This is a genomic window from Burkholderia sp. MS389 (assembly GCF_016899425.1).
Taxonomy (GTDB): Bacteria; Pseudomonadota; Gammaproteobacteria; order Burkholderiales; family Burkholderiaceae; genus Burkholderia; species Burkholderia sola.
This window is the reverse complement of sequence record NZ_CP045995.1, coordinates 1,756,093-1,774,998: the sequence shown is the minus strand read 5'-3', so window position 1 is coordinate 1,774,998 and position 18,906 is coordinate 1,756,093. Positions and strand designations below refer to the sequence as shown.

Sequence of the window (18,906 nt, the reverse complement as noted above, 5' to 3'; positions counted from 1 at the left end):
GGCGCGCTCGTCGCGACGAATGCCGCAAACCCGCATACACGGGGCGAGCGGGCTCCAAAGCGCTTTCCTAAATAAAATTTAGCCAGCCAAACTTTGGCTAAAGAATGTTCCGGTTTCATGCCATCCCTTCGACAATGCGCGCCTTTCGTGACCGATCGGCGCGTGTCTCGCGCCGGCCGTCGCGGCACTGAAGAAGGAGCCCGACATGACCGACCCCACCGCCAATCCGCCTCCGCCGCCCGCGCCGCCCTCCACACCGCCGCGCCGCCGCCGCGTATGGCGCACGCTCGCGGGCGCGCTGCTCGGCCTGACGCTCGCATGCGCGGGCATCGGCGCCTGGACGATCGATCGCATCTGGACGCAACTGCCGTCCGTCGAGCACCTGGCCGTCTATCGTCCCGCGTTGCCGCTGCGGATCTTCTCGCGCGACGGCGACCTGCTGGCCGAATACGGCGTCGAGCGGCGCGAGTTCGTGCCGCTCGAACGCATCCCGCCGCTGATGCGGCACGCGCTGCTCGCGGCCGAGGACGCAAAGTTCTACGAGCACGGCCCGGTCGATGTCGGCGGCCTCGCGCGCGCAACGTTCGCGAACGTCGTCACCGGGCAGCCGGGGCAGGGCGGCAGCACGATCACGATGCAGGTCGCGCGCAACTTCTACCTGACGCGCGACAAGGTGCTGAGCCGCAAGCTCGCCGAGATCCTGATGGCGGCCAAGCTCGAACGCGCATACAGCAAGAACAAGCTGCTCGAGCTGTACATGAACGAGATCTATCTGGGCGAGCGCGCATACGGCTTCGCGGCCGCCGCGCACGTGTACTTCGGCAAGCCGCTCGACGCGTTGAGCGCGGGCGAAGCGGCCGTGCTCGCCGGGCTGCCGAAGGCGCCGTCCGCGTTCAACCCGGTCGTCAATCCGGCGCGCGCGACCGCGCGGCGCAACTACGTGCTCGGCCGGATGCATGCGCTCGGCCAGCTCGACGATGCGGCGTATCGCGCGGCCGTCGACGCGCCGATCGCGCTGGCGACCACGCCGCCGCCAGGCATCATCGCGGCGCCGTACGTCGCCGAGCGGGCGCGCCGGATGATGGTCGAGCGGTTTCATGACGACGCGTACACGCTCGGCCTCGACGTGACGACGACGATCTCGATGCGCGACCAGCGCGCCGCCGAGGCCGCGCTCGAGCGCACGCTGAGCCGCCAGTCGCGCGCGACACGCGATGCGCGCAACGGCCTCGAAGGCGCGCTCGTGTCGCTCGATGCGGCCACCGGCGACATGCTCGCGCTGGTCGGCGGCGCAGATTTCAATCGCAACGTGTTCGACCATGCGCTGCAGGCGTATCGGCAGCCGGGGTCGAGCTTCAAGCCGTTCGTCTATTCGGCGGCGCTGGAGAAGGGCTACTTCCCCGGCGTGCTCGTCGACGATACGCAGCGCACGCTCACACACGCGGAAACCGGCGCGCGGCCGTGGCGTCCGCGCAATTTCGCGAACAACTACGAGGGTTTCATCCCGGTGCGGAGAGGGCTCATGCGCTCGAAGAACCTCGTCGCGGTCAGCCTGATGCAAGCCACCGATGCGCGCTACGTGCAGCAGCACGCGGTGCGTTTCGGCTTCGATGCGCATCGCAATCCGGCGTCGCTGCCGCTCGCGCTCGGCGCGGGCGCCGTGACGCCGCTCGAACTCGCGAGCGCATACAGCGTGTTCGCGAACGGCGGCACGCGGATGGAGCCGCGCCTGATCCTGTCGGTGAAGCAGCGTCACGGCGGCGCGATGTACGAGGCGACCGTGCCGGCGGGCGAGCGGGTCGTGTCGGCGCGCAATGCGTTCGTGATGGACAGCATGCTGCGCGACGTCGTGCGTGCCGGCACCGCGCGCGGCGCGCTCGCGCTCAGGCGTGACGACGCGGCCGGCAAGACGGGCACGTCGAACGGGTCGAAGGACGTATGGTTCGCCGGCTATTCGTCGGGCATCGTCGCGGTCGCGTGGCTCGGCTACGACACGCCGCGCCCGATGGGGCGCGCGACCGGCGCGACGCTTGCGCTGCCGGTCTGGCTCGACTACATGAAGACGGCCGTCGACGGGCGCACGCCGGTCGATGCGACGCCGCCGCAGGACGTCGCGCTCGTCGACGGCGATTTCGTCTACGCCGAATACACGCGCGGCACGTGCACGGCCGACGTGCCGGCGTATATCCGCAGCCGCTTTGCGTGCGGCGGCGCGGCGGCCGTCGATGCGCCGGATGCATCGGCCGACCACGGCCAGCGCGACGAACCGATGCCGGCCGCCGTCGATGCGGCCGAGCGCGAACGCGTGCTCGACCTGTTCCGGACCGACGACTGACGCGCGCGATGCATACGCTCTATCTGATTGCGATCGTCGCAGAAGCGATGTCGGGGGCGCTGATGGGCATGCGGCGCGGAATGGACCGCTTCGGGCTCGCGCTCGTCGGCGCGGTGACGGCGCTCGGCGGCGGCACCGTGCGCGACGTGCTGCTCGGCCACTATCCGCTCGGCTGGATCGCGCATCCCGAATACCTGGTGATCACGCTCGTCGCGGCGACCGTCGCGTCATGGGCCGCGCGGCACGTCGCGCGGATGAAGACGCTGTTCGTCACCGTCGACGCGATCGGCCTTGCGGCGTTCACGATCATCGGCTGCGACATCGGCGCATCGACCGGCACGGCGCCGATCATCGTCGTGCTGGCCGGCGCGATCACGGGCGTGTGCGGCGGGATGCTGCGCGATTTACTCTGCAACGAGATGCCGCTGATCCTGCGCGAGGAACTGTATGCGAGCGTCGCGTTCGCCACGGGCGCGCTGTATGTCGGGATGCAGCATGTCGACATCGATGCGGGATTCGCGACGCTCGTCGCGCTGGCGGCCGGCTTCTCGATGCGGATGCTCGCGGTGCGGCTCGGCTGGAAGATGCGGACCTTCGGCGCGGCGGACGTCGAGCATTGAGCGTTCGTGCTCATGCCTGCCGTGCCGGCATTCAGTCCGGCTGCATTACCTGAAAGACGTTCCCTTCCGGATCGACGCCGTCATACAGTCGGAACGGGAAGCCATCGTAGCGCTTGGGATCGCGCACGGTCACGCCATCTCGGGCGAGCCGGTCGCGATGCGCGTCGAGATCGGCGTCGATCCTGAATACGAGTTTCACGTTGCTGGTGGTTGCGTACGCGTTCGTGTTTGCGAATGCGGCCGCATCACGGAACGCCGGCCCGGCCCGATGCAGCGCGAGTGCGATCGCGCCTGCGTCGAGCACGACCCATTCGACGTCGATTTCCCGATGACGGGCAGTGCGAAATATCGTTGGTAGAACGCCTTCAGCAACGCGACGTCGCGGACGTACAGGATGATGCGGGTCATCGGAAGCGGCACGGAGGTTTCCTCGAAAGGGGCAGACGAACGATCTCGAGCGAACGCCGCCGCTGACGGCAGCGCACGACGCTACGATCATGCGACACACGCCCGCGCTACGCGGGCACCATCACCGGCGGCGTCCCGTCGCCGGTTTCCACCCTCTTCACCGCGAAGCCATAGCACCGCGCGATATGGGCCGGCGTCATCACGTCGCGCGGTGTGCCCTGCGCGACGATCGTGCCGTCGGCGAGCATCGCGATCGTATCCGCATGTCGCGCGGCGAGGTTCGGATCGTGGACGATCGCGAGCACGCCGAGCTGCCATTCGCGCGCGACGGCGCGTACGGTATCGAGCAGCCGGTGCTGGTGCGCGAGATCGAGCGCGGCGGTCGGTTCGTCGAGCAGCAGGTAGCGCGGGCCGGTTTCCGTCGCGTCGTGGTCCGGCCACAGCTGCGCGAGGACGCGGGCGAACTGCACGCGCGCGAGTTCGCCGCCCGACAGCGTCGTGACGTCGCGGCCGACGAGTGCGTCGGCCCCCGCGCGTTCGAGCGCGCGCCACGCGATGTCGCGATCGCGGTGCGCAACGACGTGGCGGGCGCCGCTGCGCCGCGCATGCGGATAGCGGCCGAGCAGCACGATTTCGTCGACGCTGAACGGGAACGCGGGCTGCGCGGCCTGCGGCAGCACCGCGCGCAGGCGCGCGAGCCGCGGCGCATCGATGCGCGCGAGCGGTTCGCCGTTCAGCGTGACGTCGCCCGTCACGCGCACGCCGTTCGGCGCGACGCTGCCGGTCAGCTCGCCGGCGAAGGTTTTCAGCAGCGTGCTCTTGCCCGCGCCGTTGCGGCCGAGCAGCGCGGTCACGCGGCCGGGTTCGATCGACAGCGACAGATTCCGCAGGATCGTGTCGTGCCGACGGGTGACGTCGAGGTGATGGGCAGTCAGCATGGTCGTCGTGAAGAAGGGATCAGCCGCCGAGCGCGCCGCGGTTCTTCCACAGCAGCGCGAGGAAGAACGGCGCGCCGAGCAGCGCGGTCAGCACGCCGAGCGGAATGTCGGCGGGCGCGGCGACCGTGCGTGCGGCGAGGTCGGCCGCGAGCGTCAGCAACGCGCCGAGCAACGCGGCGCCGGGCAGCACGATGCGCTGGTCGGGGCCGCACGCAAGGCGCATGCAATGCGGCGCGACGAGCCCGATGAAGCCGATGATGCCCGCGCACGACACGAGCGCGCCGACCGCGAGCGCGACCGCGACGAGCACGCGCCGCTTCAGTCGCTGCACGGGCACGCCGAGATGCAGCGCTTCGGTTTCGCCGAGCTGCAGCGCGTTCAGCGCATCGCGTTCGCGCACGAGCAGCATGCAGCCGAGCGCCACGCACGGCGCGACGGCCGCGAGCGTCGACCATTGCGCGCCGCCGAGGCTGCCGAGGCTCCAGAAGGTCAGCGAGCGCAGCTGCGCGTCGTCGGCGACGAACGTGAGCAGCCCGATCGCCGCGCCGGCCAGCGCATTGATCGCGATGCCGGCGAGCAGCAGCAGCGGCAGCGCGAGCCGGCCGCGCGACGCGGCCAGCCGGTAGACGAGCGCCGCGACCGCGAGGCCGCCCGCGAACGCGGCGACCGGCAGTGCGACCGCACTCGCGTGGGCGGCAAAGAGCGCGGGGCCGAGCACGATCAGCGTGGTCGCGCCGAGCGCGGCGCCGCTCGACACGCCGACGAGCCCCGGATCGGCGAGCGGGTTGCGGAACAGCGCCTGCATCGCGGCGCCGGTCGCGCCGAAGCCGCCGCCGACCAGCAGCGCGAGCACGACGCGCGGCGCGCGGATGTCGAGCAGCACCGCGCGCGCCTGCTGAGCGGCCGCGTCGCCGCTCAGCGCGGCCCAGGCTTGCGCCAGCGGAATGCGGTACGCGCCGACGCACAGCGCGACGACGGCCATCGCGCCCACCAGAACGGCGAGCGCGGCGAGGACGAACGGCGCGAAGCGGCGCGACGTGCCAACACGGGCGGCGCCGGCGCGCGAGGCGGGCGACGGCGCGTTGAAGGGCGAAGCGTGAGCGGGCATCGGGTCGATCCGGAATCAGGCGAGCGCATTCGACAGGCGTCGATGCAGGGTCGTGACGGCGAGCGGCAGGCGCGGGCCGAAGCCGAGCAGGAACAGTGCGTCGAGCGACACGACGCGCCGCGCGCGGCCGGCCGGCGTCGCACCGAAGCCGGGCGTCGCGAGCAGCGCGGCGTGGCCGCCGACGGCCGCCAGCCCTTCGTCGGAGATCAGCACGACGTCGGGCGCGGCCGCCGCGAGCGCCTCGGTCGTCAGCGGCTTGTAGTGCTCGAAGCCCTGCATCGCGTTGCGCGCGCCCGCGTAGCGGATCATCGCGTCGGCGGCCGTGCGCTGGCCCGCGACGAGCGCCTGGGTGCCGGTGTGGTTCAGCACGAACAGCACGCGCGGCGGCTGCGCGCCGCCGGGCGCGCGCGCGGCGACCGCGTCGCGCGCGGCCTGCCAGTCGCGATCGAAGCGTTGCAGCAGCAGGGTGCCGGCATCGCGTACGTCGAGCGCCTGCGCGACGCCGGTGATCTTCGCGCGCACCGATTCGACGTCGTGGCGCTCGTCGAACGTCGTCACCGTGACGCCGGCGCCTTTCACCTGCGCGATCGCCGTCGGCGGGCCGGCTTCCGCGGAGGCCAGCACGAGATCGGGCCGCAGCGACAGCAGCCCTTCGGCCGATAGCGCGCGCTGGTAGCCGACCTTCGGCAGGCGCTTCGCGGCGTCGGGATACGTGCACGTCGTGTCGGCGCCGACGAGCCGGTAACGCGGCGTCTCGGCGCCGCCGAGCGCGAACGCGGTTTCCGCCAGCGCGCCGCCGATCACGATCACGCGTTTCGGCGCGGCGGCAGCGACCTGGGCGAGCACGCCGGCGGGCAGTGCGCCCGCGAGCGCACCGGCCAGCAGCGACCGGCGGCGCGGATCGAACGGCCGCGCGCTCACCGCGCGCCCCCGCGTGCGGCCGCCGGCAGCGTCGCGACGAGCGCGCGCCAGTCGTCGCGCTCGACCTTGCCGGGCTTGCGCTCGCCGAACAGCAGCGCGACGTGGTCGCCCTGCCGGTCGAACAGCTCGAGCGACGTGACGATGCCGTCGCTCGTCGGCTTCTTCACGACCCATGCGGCGGCGATCAGGTCCTCGCGGACATGCAGGTTGAAGCCCGGATCGAGGACGTTGATCCACGCGCCGACCTCGCGCACGTTCGCGACGGGGCCCGTATGGATCTGGATCATTCCCGCGTTGCCGACGAACACCATGATCGGCTGGCCGCTTTGCGCCGCGTGTTCGAGCACGTGGCGCAACGCATGCGCGGTTTCGACCGGATACGCGTAGTGCGGATCGGCGAGGCGCAGCGCCTGCATGCGGCTCACGCCGAAGCGCTGCGTGATGCCGAAGAACTGGTGCGTATCGGTCATCGCGTCCCATGCGGCGCGAAAGCCCGCGACGTCGATCTCGCTATCGGCGCGCTCGGGCGTTTTCGGCGCAGCGGGCGCGACCGCGAGGCCCGGCTCCTGCGACGACGCGCGCCAGCGTTCGACGAACGCGTCGTACGCGGCGTGATCGCTGTGCGCGCGCAGATAGACCTTGTGGATCGCATGGCCCTGCGCATCGAAGAACTGCAGGCTCTTCAGCGGGCCGTGCGCAGTCTCGTCGCGCACCGCGAACGCCGACACCCAGTGACGATAGAAGATGCGCAGGTCGATGTCGCCGAGCGCGAGGCCGACCGGGCCGTCGTGGCTCATCTGCGCGTATTCGCCGTCCTTTTCGTGGACGGCCGTGTCGTTGCGCGTCAGCGCCATCACGCGGCCGAGGCGCGGCATTTCCTCGAACATCGCCGGAAAGCGCGCGTCGAGCCGCACGACGTGCTCGCCGACGAACGCGGCGAGCGCCTCGCCTTCGCTGACGCCGAGCGCCTGCGCGACGTCGCGGTTGCGCAGCTGACGCTCGGTCTTGAGCTTGACGAACGCGTCGCGCAGCGCGGCGGCCGCGCGGGCCGGCGTGGCCGATTGACCGGGAAGGGCGGATTGCATCATGTCGGACTCCTTCGAGTAACGGTTGGGATGGGCGCGCGGGCGACGCGCATCAGAAATCCACTTTCATGCTGACGGCGACGGTGCGGCCGGGCGACGAATACGCGTCGAGCACCTGCGCGTCGGACGCGAGGCCGCGCACGTCCGACCAGTTCCAGTACTTGCGGTCGAACAGGTTGCGGATGCCGATCGTCGCGCTCACGTGCTTGTTGAAGCGGTAGCCGCCGTGCAGGTCGACGACGAATGAAGACGGTGGCGCGAAGCACGACGTTCTCGCCCCCGGGCACGCGTTCGCCGGGATGTCCTTGTCGCGTTTGGCGGCCTGGAACAGCAGGTCGGTCTGCACGAACCAGCGTTCGCTCGGTTCGTACCGCACGCCGAACACGGCCGAGAACGGATTGATCGTGTCGAGCGGCTGGCTGGCCGCGCCGTTGTCCTGCGTCGAGCCCTTCGTGAACGCCATTGCCGTCTTCAGCGTGATGCCGTTCGGCATCACCCATTCGGCGCGGCCTTCGAGGCCGTGGATGCGCGCGTCGGCGAAGTTCACGTACTGGAACACGAACGGGTCGACCGGCCGGCCGCTGCCGGCGATCGTCGTGCGCGAGATGAAGTTGCGGTAGCGGCCGGTGAACGCGGCCGCGCTGTAGCGCACGACGCCGTAGCCGGTGCCGGCCTTGCCGCGCAGGCCGGCTTCGAACGTGTCGCTGGTTTCTGGCTTCAGGTTCGGATTGCCGATCGACGTGTAGCCGTACACCGGGTTCGAGAAGCTGCTGTTCACCTGATCGGGCGTCGGCGCACGGAAGCCATGCGCGTACTGCACGTACGGAATGACCGCGGGCGTGATCTCGTAGAGCACGGCGACGCGCGGCGACAGTTCGTTCGCGCTCGTCGACACGGCCTTGCCGGTGAACAGCGGATCGTTTGCGGTCGGACTCAGCCGGTACGTGTCGAAGCGCAGGCCCGGCGTGACGAGCAGGCGGCCGTAACCGATCTGGTCCTGCACGAACGCGCCGAACAGCGTGTAGTCGGTGTCGGGGAACGCCTTGTTCGGAAACGCTTCGCCGACGCCCGGCACCGTGCCGTCGCGCAGGTTCGTCACGCGCGACACGCTGCCGTCCACGCCGTAGAGCAGCTTGTGTGCGAACGGGCCGGTCGCGAAGCCGCTTTCGGCGAACGCGGTGCCGCCGAACGTGCGTTCCTTGTACTGGTTGTCGCGCGAACGCGAAGCCGCCCGGCCGCGCGTCTCGAACGCGTACTGGTCCTGCTTCGCGTCCTGGTAGTAGAACTGCACGTGCGCGGTCTGGAACCAGCGGAACGCGTCGTCGCGGAAGTCGTAGTCGACGCTGAAGCGATTGCGCTCGAGCCGGTCGTAGGTCGTGAGGCCGAGCGTGGTCGGCGGGCTGATCGCCGACAGCACGTCGGTGCTCACGCGCCGCTGCACCGTTTCGGCGGTGAACTTGATCGTGTCGCGCGCGGTGGGCGTCAGCACGAGCTTGCCGAGCAGCGATTCCGAATAGACGTCCTGCGGGTTCGACGTCGTGCGCAGCGTGCTCGCCGAATTGTTGCTGCCGCGCGTGTCGACCTCGTGGCCGCGCCGGCCGTCGGCGATGATCATCCCCTGGATGCGATCGTTGCCGCCCGCGGCCGATACGGTCGCGCCGATGCTGCGGTCGGTCGAGTCGTAGCTCGGCCGGAACGAGAAGTAGTAGGGCTTTCCGTAGATCGACAGCAGGTCGCGCGGGTCCTTCGTGATGAAGTTCACCGCGCCGGTCAGGCCGTCGCTGCCGTACAGCGCCGACGCCGGCCCGCGCAGGATCTCGATGCGCTTGAGCGTGTCGAGATCGGCGTAGTCGCCGCGGCCCGCTTCGAGCGGACCGAACGAAAACGCGTTCGGCAGGCGGATGCCGTCTTCCATCAGCAGCACGCGATTGCCTTCGAGGCCGCGGATGTTGATGCTCGAATCGCCGTCGCGGCCGCCGCCGAGCGCGGCGCTGCCCGGCCGGTACGCGGTGCGGCGCACCGTGATGCCCGGCTCGTAGCGCAGCGCGTCCTTGATGTTGGTGACCTGCCGTTCTTCGAGATCCTCGTCGGTGATCACCGACACGGACGCCGCCGTGCGGCTCGCCGCAGTGGCGGTGCGGGTGGCCGTGACGGTGACGGGATCGAGCAGCGCCGCATCGCCGCGCGCGGACGCGGCGGCGGTCAGGACGGCGGAAGGCGGGTTGGCGCCTTGCGGCGACGAATCGGCGTGAGCCGGGGCAGCGGACAGGCCGAACGCGCCGAACAGCGCGGCACAGATCGGCCGCCGCGCCAGCGTATAGCAATGCACAGGTGGTCTCCCATTGACGATAACAAGCCCGAAGGCTGGCTGGGCGACGCGTTCACCTGGCTGGCCCGTTTGCGCGCGATAGGCGGCAAACGGCGATTTGAAAGGCAACTGACAACCTTGTCAGTGTAAATGAGAATTGTTATCAATACAAGAACGCAAAGCGGCTCATGCGAGTGAGCACTTGCATGCACGGCTCGGGCGAGCCGTGGCGCAAAATTTGAGAGAAACAGGCGCTAAGCCAGCGCTTCGATGCGAATCAGCAGGTTGCGCGCATGCGCGATGAACGCGTCGTGCGTCGCGCGATCGCTGTGGCTTTCGATGCCTGCCTGTTCGGCGAACGCGATCTGTTCGGTGTAGAGCTCGACGAGCGCGCGACGTGTGTCAGGGGGAAGCGCGCGGATCATCGACACGATCAGCAGTTCCTGCGCGCGAAGCATGCCGGACAGCGATTGAGCGTTCATGCTGGCCTCCTCGGACGATGCGGCGGCGAGCCGCTCTTTCCATACTAGGCGGTTGGCGTCCGCCGTGGAGGCGAGATGCGTGTGGAGCGGCGCATGGCACGCGATTCGACGGGCAGGCCGCGCACACCGACGCTCGCCGCGGGCGTGCGGCAAGCGCGAATCGAAGCGTGCACGAATGGAGTGGAATCAGCCGGCGGCGGTGGCGGACTGCGCATCGCGCACGACCTGCGCGACGCGTTCGACGAACGCGGCGTCGACGCTCGACAGCGCTTCGCGCTTGCCGTCGGGCATCTCGACCATCAGCCGATACGTGATGTCCTGCGTGGCCCACGCGAGATAGCCGACGACGACGAGCATCACGCCGACCACCAGCGCGGCGCTCGATGCGCCGATGCCGCCCGCGACGGCGACGGCCGCGCCGATCAGCGAGATCAGCGACGGCACGAGACGGTTCTTTGGAATCTTGACGACATCGACCTGGCGGATGTCACGCAGTGCGAATACCTGCCCGGCGGCCGACAGGCCGTTGCGCGTGACCATGACGCCACGTTCGTTGAATGCGTTTTCCATCGTGTGTGACGTGGACGAAAACGCGCAGCGTAGCAGGTTTCGTTGCCGCGTCAAACGAGACCGACTGCCGCACGATGCGTGCGGCGCGGCCGGCGGACGGGAAGCGGGTGGAATGGAAACGCGTTCAGAACTGCAGCCGGCCGTCGCCGTAAAGCCGGCCCGGCACGTGCGACGCGACGACCTCGGCGATCTCTTCGTCGGTCGATTCGGCCGGCACGATCTGGCGCCGCGCGGGTGCATCGAGATGCATCGTCCACTCGACGAGACGATACGGACGGCCCCATGGCCGCTGCATTTCCACCGAGACGCGGCAGCTCTGGACCGGCAGCGAGTGTTGGCACGTCAGAATCGCGTGCAGATGGCTGAAAACGGTATCTTCGATCATCGTGGCCTCCGATCCTGTCTTGTGGGCAGTTGATGGCGGTGCCGTAGGGAGTCTCAAAAAAAAAGCCGCCGATGCTCAGGCGGCCAACAGGGGGGGTGAGAGCATCGTCTCAGCCCAGAATTAAGCGAAACTTAAAAGCGCATAAAAAAGCGCCCCGCGTGGAGCGGGGCGCTGCGTGCCGTCCTGATCCGCGCGTGACGCGGACAGTTAAGCGGATGCTTTAGAACTTGTGACGGATACCGACGCGAGCAGCCAGCTGGTTCGACGAACCGTTGCCCGACGTGTTGAAGTAGCTCGTGCTCGAACCGATCTGCGCCTGCACGTTGTTGCCCGATGCCTTCTGGTAGATGACCAGGCCGTACACGTCCGTACGCTTGCTCAGTGCGTAGTCGAGGCCCACGTTGCCCTGGTTCCAGTGCGCCGAGCTGCCGCTTTGCGTCGCGTTCGTGTACGTGTAGCCCGCTGCCGCCGACAGCGCCGGCGTGAACGCATACTTCACGCCTGCTTCGTATGCGTTGTAGAACGTGCCCGATGCGCCTGCCGCGATCGGGGTGAACTGCGTGCGCGTCCACAGCAGCCATGCCGTTGCCGGGCCGAAGACATAGCGGCCGCCGACGCCATACGTGCGCAGGTCGCGGATGTTCGTCAGCGCGATGTTCGCGATCGACGTCGAGAAGGCCGGCGTCGACTGGCTCGGGAAGCGGATGTCCGTGTACGCGGCGCCGAGCGAGAACGGGCCGTTCGCGTAGTTCAGGCCGAAGCTGTAGGCGCGCGACGAACCGGCCGTCGTCGTGGTGCCCGTCGTCGTCGACGGTGCGCCGGCGAAGTCGGTCGAGTTCGAGAAGCCGTACAACGCGCCGAACGTGAAGCCGGCGTAGTTCGCGCTCTGGAACTTCACCGCGTTGTTGATGCGGCTCGACGTCAGCTGGTCGATGTCGTTCACGTGGTAAGCGTAGTTACCCGCGACCGTGTTGCCGCCGGTCGAGTAGTTCGAGCCGAGGATGTCGGTCGAGAACGAGTACTGGCGGCCGAACGTGACCGTGCCGTATTGCGCCTGGCTCAGGCCGACGTAAGCCTGGCGACCGAAGATCGCGCCGCCTTGGCCGATCGTGCCGTTACCGCTGTTGAAGCCGTTTTCGAGCACGAAGATCGCCTTCAGGCCGCCACCGAGGTCTTCGGTGCCGCGCAGGCCCCAACGGCTGCCCTGGGCCACGCCGTCGTCGTACTTGAACAGCTTGCTGCTGCCGCCGTTGGCGGTCTTGCTGTGGTTCACGTAGCTGATACCGGCATCGATGACGCCGTACAGGGTCACGCTGCTTTGTGCGTGCGCCGTGCCGGCCGTTGCTGCGAGGGCGGCGATGGTCAACAGTTTCTTGTTCAAAGGATTCTCCGAGCGAATGAATGGCGTGTCCAGTTGCGGTTCCGGCGCTCTCTATGGAGCGCTTTCACGGACCGGCGCAACTTTATCGGCGGGCCACGTAATGAATATGACAGCGACTGTCATATGACGAATCTGTGGTGCCGATGCGACACCGAATTCTGCCCGGGTTGTATAGCGGGGGTTATACCGATTTCGGCTGAGATTCGATTCCGAACCGGAATATGCACATGAAATAAGCTTGGTTTGCCGCATCCGCGCCCCGTGCCACGATCCGTCCTCCAACAAACGACACGGGACAAGAGGACACCCCATGCGACGTTCGATTCTGACCGGCCTCGGCGCACTCGCCGCCGCGCTGGCATTCGCCGCGCCCGGCGCGCACGCCGACTCCCAAACGCTGAAGATCGGCACGATGAGCGGCCCCGACGCGCAGATCTGGACCGAGGTGACGAAAGTCGCCGCGCGCGAAGGCCTCGCGATCAAGGTCATCGAATTCAACGACTACGTGCAGCCGAACGCGGCGCTCGATTCCGGCGATCTCGACGCGAACGGTTTCCAGCACCAGCCGTTCCTCGACAGCCAGATCAAGCAGCGCGGATACAAGATCGTCAACGTGGGGCTCACCTATACCGCGCCGATGGGCTTCTATTCGACGAAGCTCAAGTCGCTGAAGGATTTGCCGGCGGGCGCGAAGGTCGGGATCCAGAACGATCCGTCGAACGGCAACCGTGCGCTGTTGCTGCTGCAGAAGTACGGGGTGATCAAGCTGAAGCCGGGCGTCGGCGCGAACGGCGTGAACGCGACGCCGCTCGACATTGCCGAGAACCCGAAGAAGATCAAGATCGTCGAGCTTGATTCCGCGCAACTGCCGCGCGCGCTGCCCGACCTCGACGCCGCGTCGATCAACACCGACTACGCAGTGAAGGCCGGGCTCACGCCGGTGAAGGATGCGATCGCGATCGAGGATCTGCGCGGGCCGTACGCGAACCTGATCGCGGTGCGCGCGCAGGACAAGGACAAGCCGTGGGTGAAGAAGCTCGTCGCGGCCTATGAATCGGACGACGTGCGCAAGTTCATCGACCAGAAGTTTGGCGGCGCGATCGTGCCGGCGTTCTGAACGTCCTTCGCGCGCAGCGCGCGGCGGCGCAGCATCGGCTGCCGACGCCGGCTCCGGAAAGCAAATCGCCCGCGCAAGCGGGCGATTTCGTTTGATGCGGCCGATGGCGTGCGATGCGCGCCGCGGCCCGGCGCGCGGGCCGCGCTCAGGCTCAGGCCGACAGCAGCGAACCGGTACGGATCGCGGTCGCGCCGGCGATGCGCGCGACTTCCATGCCGGCCGTCGCGAAGCGCACGACCTGGCGCGCGTACAGCACGCCCGACACGCTGCTCTTCAGCGTGACGACGCGATCGGTCAGCGGATCGACGATGTCGGCCACGGCCTGGCCGGCCTCGATCATCGCGCCGACCGGCGTGCGGAACACGATCACGCCCGACACCGGCGCGACGAGCGGATCGGTGCCCGCGAGCGGCGTGGCCGGATGCGCGAGCGGCGGCAGCGGCGCCGGCGTGCCTTCGACGATGCCGCGCTCGGTCAGGTAGTCGACGATCGCCTGCGCGTCTTTTTCCGCGAACTCGTACGACACGTCGCGTTCGCTGCGCAGTTCCACCGTGACGGAAATCGCGCCGTTCGGGATCGGGAAGCGGTCGCCGAAGCGGTTGCGCAGATCCGACCAGCAGAAGCTGTGGATTTCGTCGAACGGGTTGCCGACCGAATTCAGCGCGAGCAGCGACGCCTTGGCATCGAGGTAGCGCGCCAGCGGCTCGACGTCCGCCCACAGATCGGGATTCGTGTAGAGGTGCATCACCGCATCGCTGTCGCAATGCAGGTCGAGCACGATATCGGCGTCGAACGACAGCTTCTGCAGCGCAAGACGCTGCGAGTCGAGTTCGGTGCGCGGCTTCTGTTCATCGAGCGCTTCGCGCATCGCCGCGCGTACGACGGCGAGATTGCGCTGCGCGTCGTTCGTGAGGCGGCTTTCGACATGCGGCAGCACGAGCGCCGCGAGATCGTGGAAATTGCGGTTGAAGTTCTGCATCGAGCCGAGCTCGAAGCGGCCGAGGTGATCGCCGAACACGTGTTGCGACAGGCCGATCGGATTGGGCACGGGCACGATGACGACTTCGCCTTGCAGCTTGCCGGCCGTCTCCAGCGCGGCGATCTTGCGACGCAGCAGCGTGGCGACCAGCATGCCGGGCAACTCGTCCGCGTGCAGCGACGACTGGATGTAGACCTTCTTGCCGCCGCGCGGGCCGTAGTGGAAGCTGGTGATCTGGCGTTCGGTGCCGACGGCGGGGGAAATCAGCGGATGGGTCTGCGTTTGCATGATGAGGGGAGTGCGGCGCAGCCGCGAATGATCCGTGTGCGTGGAAGATCGATTGTACGTTGCCTTCCTCGCCGCCATCAAACCGGTGCCGGAGCGTTCTGTTTTCCGTTGAGAATCATCGGGTTGGCGCAGAAAAAATAACGCTGCCCGCGCCGCGCGCAAAAAAAACGGGCTCCTCGCGGAGCCCGTTCCCGTCGCGCCGAATCGCGCGTCGTTCGGCCGGATTACTTGCCGTAGACGTCGAAATCGAAGTACTTCTTCGCGATCTTGTCGTACGTGCCGTCCTTGCGCATGCCGGCGATCGCGCCGTCGATCTTCGTCTTCAGGTCGGTGTCTTCCTTGCGCAGGCCGATACCGGCGCCATTGCCGAGCGTCTTCGGATCGTCGAGGTCCTTGCCGGCGAAGTCGAAGTTCGCGCCGCGCGGCGTCTTCAGGAAGCCGATCTCGGCTTGCACCGCGTCCTGCAGCGCGCCGTCCAGACGGCCGGAGATCAGGTCGGCGTAGACCTGGTCCTGGTTCTGGTAAGGCACGACGTTCACGCCCTTCGACGCCCAGTACGTCTTCGCGTAGGTTTCCTGGATCGTGCCCTGCTCGACGCCGACCGACTTGCCCTTCAGCGATTCGGCCGTCGGCTGCAGGTTCGCGCCCTTCTTCGTGACGAGGCGCGTCGGCGTGTTGAACAGCTTCGACGAGAACGCGATCTGCTCGGCGCGCGCCGGCGTCATCGACATCGACGACAGCACGCCGTCGAACTTGCGGGCTTTCAGCGCCGGGATCATCCCGTCGAAGTCGTTTTCGATCCACACGCACTTCGCGTTGATGCGGCGGCAGATCTCGTTGCCGAGATCCACGTCGAAGCCGACGACCTTGCCGTCGGCGCCTTTCGATTCGAAAGGCGGGTAGCTTGCGTCGACGCCGAACCGCACGGTCGACCAGTCCTTCGCGTATGCACTGCCGGCCGATACGGCGAGCAGGGCCACGGTCACTGCCGCAAGAATCTTTTTCACTCGGTGACTCCTCGTTTTGTTCGATGGGTGCGCGGTTGTGCCGCGCCGTAAGCCTTCGGCCCGCCGCGGCTTCGCGTCGGACAGTCCGTTTCGCCCGCCCGATGGGGGCGCGCGACGTGCGGAAGATTATCAAGACAAAATACCGGCGGGGCGCCTAGGACAAGCCCCGATACCGGGCCCGGCGGCGGCGCGTCGGACGCGCGGCCGTTTCATACACAGGAACGATTCAGCCGAGCGTTTCGTTGACCGCGCGCTGCAGGCAGGTGGCGAAGTGCGACACGGCCGGCGTGGGCAGCAGGTCGCGCCGCGCGATGATCGACAGGTCGAAGCGCGGCATGCTTTCGTCGAGTTCGGCCGTGCGGATGCCGAGCGGCGCGACCATCGCGGCAAGCGGGCGCGTGAAGCAGCCGATCACGTCCGAGCGCGCGACGAGCCCGAGCGTCACCGCGAACGACATCGGCGAGCGCAGCAAACGTTTCGGCAGCGGCAGCCCGTGCGCCTCGAACATCCCGACCATCACGCTGTGCGGAAACTGCTCGGCGCCGACGGTGACGATCCACTCGGCGTCGAGCAGTTCCTCTAACCGGCGCGCGTGCGCGAGCGGGTGGCCGTCGCGCATCACGATCGTGAATTCGGTCGACAGCAGCGGCAATTGCGTGAAATCGCGGTCGAGCGCGGGCACATGGTGCATCGCAGCGATGTCGAGCGTGCCGTTGCGCAACTGCGCGAGCGCGTCCGGCACCGTCACTTCCTCCAGATGCAGGCTCACGTTCGGCATCGACCGGCGAAACGCCGTCACCGCGTGCGGCAACGCGGTCAGCGCGATCGACGGCATCGTGCCGACCGCGACGCGGCCCGACATCTCGCCTTTCACCTGTTCGACGGCTTCGACCGTGCGGCGGACGTCGCCGAGCAACTGCTCGGCGCGCGGCAGCAGCGCCTCGCCGCAGGCGGTCAGTTCGACGCCGCGCACGCTGCGCACGAGCAGCTCCGCGTTGAGCGCCGTTTCGAGCTCGCGGATCGTGTGCGTGATCGCCGGCTGCGTGACGCCGAGCTCGCGCGCGGCGGCGCGCAGGCTCTTCAGATGCGCGGCGGAGACGAACGCCTGGAGCTGCGCGATGTTCAGGGGATTGCGGATGCGGGTCATCGGTCGGGTCCGGTTGGCGCGAACGGGGGCGGCGGGTTCAGGCGGCGAGCCCGATGAAGGTCACGCATCGGCGCGTGTGCGGAACGCCTGCCGATAGCGCTGCGGCGACGTGCCGACGATGCGCGAGAAGCGCTCGCGAAACGCGCTGACCGAGCCGAACCCGGCTTCCGTCGCCACATGTTCGATCGACAGTTCGGTCACCTCCAGCAACTGCTGCGCATGCCTGACGCGCGCGGTCTGCAGCCATTGCCCCGGCGACGTGCCCGTCTGCTCCTGGAAGCGCCGCGTCAGCGTGCGCACGCTCGTCGATGCCTTGCGCGCGATCGCGTCGAGCGTCAGCGGCTGGCGCAGGTTCGCGTGCAGCCAGTCCATCAGGTCGTGCAGCCCGTCGCCGCCGGCCGGCCATTCGGGCGCGATGAACTGCGCCTGGCCGCCTTCGCGCACGCGCGGCGCCACCGCGTTGCGGGCCGCGTCGACGGCGACGGCCGCGCCGTAGTCGGCCTGGATCATGTGCAGGCACAGATCGAGGCCGGCCGCCGCGCCGGCCGAGGTCAGGATCCGGCCGTTGTCGACGAACAGCACGTTCGGGTCGACGTCGACGGTCGGATAGCGGCGCGCGAGTTCGGCGGCCGCGAGCCAGTGCGTCGTCGCGCGCAGGCCGTCGAGCAGCCCGGCTTCCGCGAGTACGAACGCGCCGCTGCAGATCGACGCGATTCGGCGCCCGCGCGTGGCCGCCGCGCGCAGCGCGTCGAGCACGCGGCGCGACGTCGGCGCGAGCGGCACCGACGTGCCGGGCACCATGATCGTATCGGCGTCGGCCAGCGCATCGAGGCGAAACGGCGGGCGCAGCTCGAACAGGTCGCCGCCGACGCGCGGCTGTTCGCTGCACACGCGTACGCGGTACGCCTGTTCGACATGGGAGGCCCGCACGCGCACGAACGTGTCGCAGGCGACGCCCAGATCGAACGGGACGACATCGGGCAAGGCAAGAACGGCGACCGTGTGCATGGCGTTGCGGCCGTGGCCAGAATCCGTTGAAAGATGTCATTCTAGCCAATGGCTCGGGCCGGCACCACACGCGACAATCGCGGCGGACCACCTGGAGCCCTGCCGATGAAACAAGACGATCGCAACGCGTTGCGGAACCTGCAATACCTGTCGCTGCTGGAGGCGACCACGCTCGTCGCGCTGGTCTGCGTGGCCGTGCCGCTCAAGCATCTGGCCGGCTACCCGGTCGCGGTGTCGATCATGGGCCCGGTTCACGGCATCGCGTTCGCGATGTACGTGTGGGCGGTAGTCGTCACCGCATCGAGCGGGCTGTGGAGCAAGGGCGAGGTCGCGCGGCTCGTGCTGTCGGCCGTCGTGCCGTTCGCGGGGCTCGCGAGCGCCGGCTGGATCGCGCGCAGGCGGCACGCGCAATGATCTATCTGGTGCTGAAGGCGGCGCATCTGGCGGCCGTCGTCACGTTCGTCGGCGGGTTGTTGTTGTCGTCCGTCGCGGTCCGGATCGCGAACCTCGCCGTGCATCGCGCGGTGCGGCGCTGGGATCGCACGGTGACGGCGCCCGCGCTCGCGATCGTCTGGATCGCCGGCATCGCGCTCGCGCTGAGCGGTCACTGGTTCGGCGCCGCGTGGCTGTCGGTGAAGCTCGCGCTCGTCGTCGCGCTGTCGGTGCTGCACGGGATCCTGGCCGGCACGCTGCGGCGCATGGCGCGCGACGATCTCGTCGTCGTGCCGGCGCCGTGGCTCGGGTACGCGGCGGGCGCGGTGATCGTCGGGATGGCGCTCGTCGTCGGGCTGGCCGTGATCAAGCCGTTCTGACGCGGCG

General features: G+C 68.6%; 18 protein-coding genes and 1 pseudogene. 5 read left to right on the top strand and 14 right to left on the bottom strand.

Features of this window, described 5'->3' with window-relative positions; all coding sequences use genetic code 11:
* Positions 1-205 precede the first annotated feature (205 nt).
* A complete protein-coding gene (locus tag GJG85_RS24265) occupies positions 206-2,335 on the top strand; it encodes a PBP1A family penicillin-binding protein (protein ID WP_050012155.1) in 2,130 nt (709 codons plus the stop codon).
* An 8-nt stretch (positions 2,336-2,343) separates the two neighbouring features.
* On the top strand, positions 2,344-2,955 hold the full coding sequence (locus GJG85_RS24260; protein ID WP_050012154.1) for a trimeric intracellular cation channel family protein: 612 nt from the start codon (positions 2,344-2,346) through the stop codon (positions 2,953-2,955).
* 31 nt (positions 2,956-2,986) lie between these two features.
* On the opposite strand, the pseudogene GJG85_RS24255 reads toward GJG85_RS24260, so the two are convergent.
* The 10 genes and pseudogenes from GJG85_RS24255 to GJG85_RS24210 form a co-directional block, all read right to left on the bottom strand.
* Positions 2,987-3,375 (bottom strand): annotated as a pseudogene (locus GJG85_RS24255) (VOC family protein).
* A 95-nt stretch (positions 3,376-3,470) separates the two neighbouring features.
* The gene (locus tag GJG85_RS24250) at positions 3,471-4,301 is read right to left on the bottom strand and encodes a heme ABC transporter ATP-binding protein (protein WP_050012153.1); all 831 of its coding nucleotides are present in this window, start codon (positions 4,299-4,301) and stop codon (positions 3,471-3,473) included.
* Positions 4,302-4,320: 19 nt separating this feature from the next.
* Positions 4,321-5,409 (bottom strand): iron ABC transporter permease, encoded by a 1,089-nt coding sequence (locus GJG85_RS24245; RefSeq protein ID WP_050012152.1) that lies wholly within the window; start codon positions 5,407-5,409, stop codon positions 4,321-4,323.
* Positions 5,410-5,424: 15 nt separating this feature from the next.
* Entirely contained in the window at positions 5,425-6,294 is an 870-nt protein-coding gene (locus tag GJG85_RS24240; RefSeq protein WP_239468999.1) for a helical backbone metal receptor, read from the bottom strand.
* A gap of 32 nt (positions 6,295-6,326) precedes the next feature.
* The gene (locus tag GJG85_RS24235; RefSeq protein ID WP_089489851.1) at positions 6,327-7,418 is read right to left on the bottom strand and encodes a ChuX/HutX family heme-like substrate-binding protein; all 1,092 of its coding nucleotides are present in this window, start codon (positions 7,416-7,418) and stop codon (positions 6,327-6,329) included.
* Positions 7,419-7,467: 49 nt separating this feature from the next.
* Entirely contained in the window at positions 7,468-9,744 is a 2,277-nt protein-coding gene (locus GJG85_RS24230) for a TonB-dependent hemoglobin/transferrin/lactoferrin family receptor (protein ID WP_050012149.1), read from the bottom strand.
* A 233-nt stretch (positions 9,745-9,977) separates the two neighbouring features.
* Positions 9,978-10,205, bottom strand: coding sequence for a hypothetical protein (locus GJG85_RS24225; RefSeq protein WP_012339294.1), 228 nt, complete (start codon positions 10,203-10,205; stop codon positions 9,978-9,980).
* 186 nt (positions 10,206-10,391) lie between these two features.
* Complete coding sequence (locus GJG85_RS24220) at positions 10,392-10,775, bottom strand: DUF6232 family protein (protein WP_050012148.1); 384 nt, start codon at positions 10,773-10,775, stop codon at positions 10,392-10,394.
* Positions 10,776-10,899: 124 nt separating this feature from the next.
* Positions 10,900-11,160 (bottom strand): DUF2866 domain-containing protein, encoded by a 261-nt coding sequence (locus GJG85_RS24215; protein WP_011548992.1) that lies wholly within the window; start codon positions 11,158-11,160, stop codon positions 10,900-10,902.
* A gap of 220 nt (positions 11,161-11,380) precedes the next feature.
* Positions 11,381-12,541, bottom strand: a complete 1,161-nt coding sequence (locus GJG85_RS24210) for a porin (protein ID WP_050012147.1) — start codon at positions 12,539-12,541, stop codon at positions 11,381-11,383.
* A gap of 310 nt (positions 12,542-12,851) precedes the next feature.
* On the opposite strand from GJG85_RS24210, the gene GJG85_RS24205 reads away from it, so the two are divergent.
* The gene (locus tag GJG85_RS24205; protein ID WP_050012146.1) at positions 12,852-13,658 is read left to right on the top strand and encodes a MetQ/NlpA family lipoprotein; all 807 of its coding nucleotides are present in this window, start codon (positions 12,852-12,854) and stop codon (positions 13,656-13,658) included.
* A 151-nt stretch (positions 13,659-13,809) separates the two neighbouring features.
* Here the strand turns inward: GJG85_RS24205 and GJG85_RS24200 are convergent, their stop codons facing one another.
* The 4 genes from GJG85_RS24200 to GJG85_RS24185 all read right to left on the bottom strand — a co-directional run bounded on the left by GJG85_RS24200 (position 13,810) and on the right by GJG85_RS24185 (position 18,087).
* Positions 13,810-14,925, bottom strand: a complete 1,116-nt coding sequence (locus tag GJG85_RS24200) for a succinylglutamate desuccinylase/aspartoacylase family protein (RefSeq protein ID WP_050012145.1) — start codon at positions 14,923-14,925, stop codon at positions 13,810-13,812.
* 224 nt (positions 14,926-15,149) lie between these two features.
* Positions 15,150-15,932 carry an ABC transporter substrate-binding protein gene (locus GJG85_RS24195; RefSeq protein WP_050012144.1) on the bottom strand — a complete coding sequence of 261 codons (783 nt, stop codon included), beginning with the start codon at positions 15,930-15,932 and terminating at the stop codon, positions 15,150-15,152.
* Positions 15,933-16,158: 226 nt separating this feature from the next.
* On the bottom strand, positions 16,159-17,079 hold the full coding sequence (locus GJG85_RS24190) for a LysR substrate-binding domain-containing protein (RefSeq protein ID WP_050012143.1): 921 nt from the start codon (positions 17,077-17,079) through the stop codon (positions 16,159-16,161).
* A 60-nt stretch (positions 17,080-17,139) separates the two neighbouring features.
* Positions 17,140-18,087 (bottom strand): helix-turn-helix domain-containing protein, encoded by a 948-nt coding sequence (locus GJG85_RS24185; protein WP_050012142.1) that lies wholly within the window; start codon positions 18,085-18,087, stop codon positions 17,140-17,142.
* Between the two features lie 105 nt (positions 18,088-18,192).
* Between GJG85_RS24185 and GJG85_RS24180 the strand changes: the two genes are divergently transcribed.
* Together GJG85_RS24180 and GJG85_RS24175 are read left to right on the top strand one after the other, a co-directional pair.
* Positions 18,193-18,501, top strand: coding sequence for a DUF3817 domain-containing protein (locus GJG85_RS24180; protein ID WP_050012141.1), 309 nt, complete (start codon positions 18,193-18,195; stop codon positions 18,499-18,501).
* Positions 18,498-18,899: a CopD family protein gene (locus GJG85_RS24175; protein WP_089489849.1), complete on the top strand. Its 402-nt coding sequence runs from the start codon at positions 18,498-18,500 to the stop codon at positions 18,897-18,899. The genes GJG85_RS24180 and GJG85_RS24175 overlap by 4 nt, the downstream gene beginning before the upstream one ends.
* Positions 18,900-18,906: the final 7 nt, after the last annotated feature.